The sequence below is a fragment of the Pseudomonas sichuanensis genome (genome assembly GCF_003231305.1).
Taxonomy (GTDB): domain Bacteria; phylum Pseudomonadota; class Gammaproteobacteria; order Pseudomonadales; family Pseudomonadaceae; genus Aquipseudomonas; species Aquipseudomonas sichuanensis.
Window position 1 is genome coordinate 1 of record NZ_QKVM01000168.1, and the last position, 275, is coordinate 275.

Annotated in this window: 1 protein-coding gene; it reads right to left on the reverse strand. The window is 60.7% G+C overall.

Annotated elements, in window-relative coordinates:
* Nucleotides 1-275 (reverse strand): Ig-like domain-containing protein (locus DM373_RS28580; protein ID WP_208642840.1); only part of this gene is annotated, 275 nt, incomplete at both ends.

Genomic DNA, 275 nt, shown 5'->3' on the forward strand with positions numbered 1-275 from the left:
AGCGCCTTTGACGTCGTTGTCCAACACATTGCCGCTGATGCTGTCGCCCTCGCTGACATGGGCGAAGTCGCAATGGGCCTTGGGCACGTCGTCGACGATGCTGATCACGATGGTGCTGGTGGTGGTGTTGCCCACCGAGTCCTTCACCTGGTAGGTGAAGCTGTCGGTGATCACATTCGGGCCATCGTTGACGTGATTCGGCGAGTTGGGCGCCGAGGTCAGGGTGTAGGTGTAGCTGCCATCGGCGTTCAGCAGGATCTGGCCGTATTGGCCGG